This window comes from Nitrococcus sp. (assembly GCF_059432795.1).
Map to the genome: position 1 here is coordinate 1 of NZ_JBXWZQ010000203.1, position 3,922 is coordinate 3,922.

The window sequence follows — 3,922 nt, forward strand, 5'->3', positions numbered from 1 at the left end:
GCGGGCACCAGCGCGGCGATCAGCTACAGCCAGCACGCCGAGGCCAGCGACATCGCCAGCGCCATCAACGCCGGGGCCGGCTCGGTGGGTATCACCGCCGTGGCGAGCAACACCGCGACGCTGGAGAATTTGGCCAATGCCGACGGTGACGGCATCAGCTTCACGCTGAACGGCTCCACCGTGAGCGCGAGTGTGGCCAATTCCAATGACTTGAGCGAGATCGCCGCCGCCATTAACGGCGTGGCGGGAAGCACCGGGGTCACGGCGACCTTTGCCGACCCGTCGGACAAGTCGAGCCTGACCCTCAAGACCACCGATGGCCGGGACATCGACGTCTCCGGTTTCGCCGACGACGATGCCAGCGGGGCCGGCAGTGCGGCGAGCATCGAGGTCAATGGCCACGGCAGCACCGGTAATACGCTGACAAGCGGCGGCGCCACCACTTCGGCCATCGCGGTGGGCACGGTCGAGCTGACTAGCTCCGAGGGCGCGTTCACGCTGGCCAACGCCTCGACCGAGGTGTTCGCGGGCGCTAGCGCGAGCAGCAGCTTCAGCGCCATATCCGATCTGGATATCTCCGGTAGTGACGGCGCCGGGGCGCAGTCCGCCTTGGCGGTCATCGACTCCGCTCTGGCATCGGTCTCGAGCCAGCGCGCGGACCTCGGTGCGATCCAGAACCGCTTCGAGTCGACGATCTCGAATCTGCAGACCACTTCCGAGAACGTAAGCGCGGCGCTGTCGCGGATTCAGGACGCCGATTTCGCGGCAGAGACGGCCGCGCTGACCAAGGCGCAGATCCTGCAGCAGGCGGGCACCTCGGTGCTCTCGCAGGCCAACTCCCTGCCGCAGAACGTGTTGTCGCTCCTGCAGTAAGCGCAGCGATGATCGCGGGGGATCCGGCACGGTCCGGATCCCCCGGCATCCGTCGGCTTGGAGTGAAAAGACACCGTCATGAACAGTTCGATCAACCACCTCACCGCCGCCGAGCCGGCCCGGACAACGGCCACGAGCACGACGTCTTCCGCGGGCATCCGAGCCAACGCGAGCGCGGCGACCGAGGGTAAGGCGATTGACGCTGTTCTCGCTACGGATACGCGACCGGCGGCCGCCGACGCTCTCATCAAGGCGGTGGAGGAGATAAACGAATTCGTCAAGCTCGCCCAGCGCCATCTCGAGTTCACGGTGGACGAGGACACGGGACGAACGGTGATTACTGTCAGGAACGCGGAGACGGAGGAAGTCATTCGCCAGATTCCCCCCGAGCGCGCCTTGGCGATCGCCAAAAACCTTCAAGAAGGGCAAGGCCTGCTGGTTCAGGCCGAGGCATGAATCGTGCATACGATTTCAGTCCAAAGGGAGCGGGACGGAGATCATAATGGCAATTAGCTCGCTCGGGGTGGGCTCGGGGATCGACATTCGAGGGCTTGTGGACCAGCTGGTCGCGGCCGAGCGAGCCCCGGTGCAGAATCGCCTCGACCGCAAAGAGACACAGCTCCAGGCGCAGCTCTCGGCCTTGGGTTCCCTCAAGGGCGCGCTGAACGATTTTCGCACCAAGGTTCAGTCATTGTCCGCCGCCGATGATTTCCGTGTCATGAAAGCGTCGTCGAGCAACCGCGACGCCGTCTCCGTCAGTGCGTCCTCGACTGCGCAGGCCGGCCATTACGACGTCGACGTCGATACGCTGGCGGCTTCCCAGTCGCTCGCCTCCCAGAGCTTTGCTTCGCGCGACGCGACGCTCGCCTCCGGGGGCAAATTGACATTCCGGTTCGGCGCCGTCACCACCGACGGCGCGGGGCAGGTCAGCGGCTTCAGTCAGAATGCGGAGCGCGCCGTCGCAGTCGTCGATATCCCGACGGTCGGCACCAGCCTCACGGCGATTCGGGACGCGGTGAACGAGGCCGCCATCGGCGTGCAGGCCTCCCTCATCAATGACGGCAGCGGCGAGCGTCTGGTCTTCCAGGCCCAGGACGCCGGAGCCGCCAACGGCTTCGTCATCGAGGTCGACGACGACGATGGCAACGATACCGATGCGCTCGGGCTCTCACAGCTTGCGTTCAACTCGTCCGCCGCCCACCAGGAGCGCACTCGCGCGGCGCAGGATGCAGAGCTCACGGTCAATGGTTTGAGTGTAACCCGCAGCAGCAACGTGGTCAGCGACCTGGTGGAGGGCGTGACCTTTACGCTCAACGAAACCACCGCCGCTGCCGCCAAGGTTTCGGTGGAGAGCGACGTCTCCGCCGTTCGCAAAAAGATCGAGGGCTTTGTCGACGGATTCAACGCCCTGCAGGATCAGATCGAGCAGATCGCCGGCTACAACGCGGAAACCAAGCAGAGCGGATCCCTGCAGGGCAACGCGGCCGTGCGCACCATCAACGGCAACTTGCGCCAGCTCGTCACCCAACGCCTGGATGTGTTGGGAGGGCGCGATGTCCGTGCCTTGGTGGACCTCGGTATCACCACGAACCGAAACGGCAGGCTCGAGCTCGACTCGGCCCAGCTCGATGAGGCGCTCGCCGAGAATTTTGACGAAGTCGGCGCGCTATTCGGTGTGACGGGGCTGGTCGACGGCACGGGCTTGCGCTACGAGAGCAGCCGCAGCGCGACGACGGCGGGCGAGTACGAGGTCTCGGTCAGCCAGCTCGCCGAGCAGGCCAGTATTACCAGCACCCGGGATCTCACCCCCTCCGATGCGACGCCGTTTACGGTCAACGCCGATAACGATGCGCTGACCCTTGCGTTGGACGGTGTGACCAGCAAGACCATCACCCTGACCCAGGGGAATTATAGCAGTGGCGCCGCTCTCGCCGCTGAGCTTCAGGCCCGGATCAATGGCGACGAGAACTTCAAGAGCGAGGGGGTGGCCGTTGAGGTGGCCTTCAGCGGGGGTCGACTGGCAATCACCTCGGCTCGATACGGATCGGACTCCCAGATCGACATTACTTCCGTGGACACTACCACGAGCAGCACCTTGGGGCTGGACACCACCCTCACCGACACCGGGGTCGATGTCGCAGGAACCATCGGCAGCATAGCCGGTGAGGGTTTCGGCCGCTATCTGACGGCCCAAAGCGGCAGCCCCGAGGGATTGAAGCTGGAGATTATCGGGTCCCAGACAGGCAGTCTGGGCAAAGTGACCTTCTCCCGGGGCATCACCGATGCACTCGAGGACGCGCTCGATAGCTACCTCAAATCCGAAAGCGTGCTTGCTTCCACGACGGACCGGCTGGAAAGCCGCATCGAGGACATCGGCGAGGACCGGCTGCGCCTGGCGCAGCGGCTCGCCCGTATCGAGGAGCGCTATGTCTCGCAGTTCAGCGCCATGGACGCACTCGTGGCGCAGCTCAACCAGACAGGTGATTTCCTTGGCTCCCAACTTGCCGCGCTGGAGAACCTCTCGGCATCGGCGGGCAAACAAACATCGTAACAGGAGGATAAGCGCATGATGTACGGCAAGTCTGGTATAGCCCAATACCAGCGAGTGGGTACTGAAAGCGCGGCCTATGCGGATCCGTGGCAGCTCACCGGAATGTTGTTCAACGGCGCGCTGGATCGCATCGCTCAGGCGCGCCATGCCATGCAAATGGGGCAAGTGGCGGTCAAGGGTGAGCGGATCGGTAAGGCCATCTCCATACTGGAGGGGCTGCGCGAGAGCCTGAATCACAAGCTCGATCCGGCGTTCGCCGGCAATCTCGATGCGCTTTACGAGTATATGCAGCGCCGGCTCCTTCAGGCGGGACTGCATAACGCCGAGGAGCCGCTCGACGAGGTAGTCGGCTTGCTCCGGGAGTTGAAGTCCGGGTGGGATGCGATTCCACAGGAGGCCCGGGACGTGAACCGCCTTCAGGCAGAGCGCCGTGCCGCCGGCGGCTAATGCGGCCAGCGCCGTAGCGGCGTGCGATCACGAGCGGGCCGCCTGCCGCCT

4 protein-coding genes are annotated in these 3,922 nt (G+C 64.6%); all 4 read left to right on the forward strand.

Features of this window, described 5'->3' with window-relative positions; translation table 11 throughout:
• Window positions 1-873, forward strand: an 873-nt coding sequence (locus AC52Q4_RS14260) for a flagellin (protein ID WP_495537465.1), incomplete at its 5' end; no start/stop codon positions are given.
• 78 nt (window positions 874-951) lie between these two features.
• Window positions 952-1,329, forward strand: coding sequence for a flagellar protein FlaG (locus AC52Q4_RS14265; RefSeq protein WP_495537466.1), 378 nt, complete (start codon window positions 952-954; stop codon window positions 1,327-1,329).
• A gap of 46 nt (window positions 1,330-1,375) precedes the next feature.
• Window positions 1,376-3,424: a flagellar filament capping protein FliD gene (gene fliD, locus AC52Q4_RS14270; RefSeq protein ID WP_495537467.1), complete on the forward strand. Its 2,049-nt coding sequence runs from the start codon at window positions 1,376-1,378 to the stop codon at window positions 3,422-3,424.
• 18 nt (window positions 3,425-3,442) lie between these two features.
• Complete coding sequence (fliS, locus tag AC52Q4_RS14275; protein WP_495537468.1) at window positions 3,443-3,871, forward strand: flagellar export chaperone FliS; 429 nt, start codon at window positions 3,443-3,445, stop codon at window positions 3,869-3,871.
• Window positions 3,872-3,922: the final 51 nt, after the last annotated feature.

Coding starts and splice junctions, on each gene's coding strand:
- AC52Q4_RS14265 (WP_495537466.1), top strand. CDS start 952: ATGAACAGTTCGATCAACCACCTCACCGCCGCCGAGCCGGCCCGGACA.
- fliD (WP_495537467.1), top strand. CDS start 1,376: ATGGCAATTAGCTCGCTCGGGGTGGGCTCGGGGATCGACATTCGAGGG.
- fliS (WP_495537468.1), top strand. CDS start 3,443: ATGTACGGCAAGTCTGGTATAGCCCAATACCAGCGAGTGGGTACTGAA.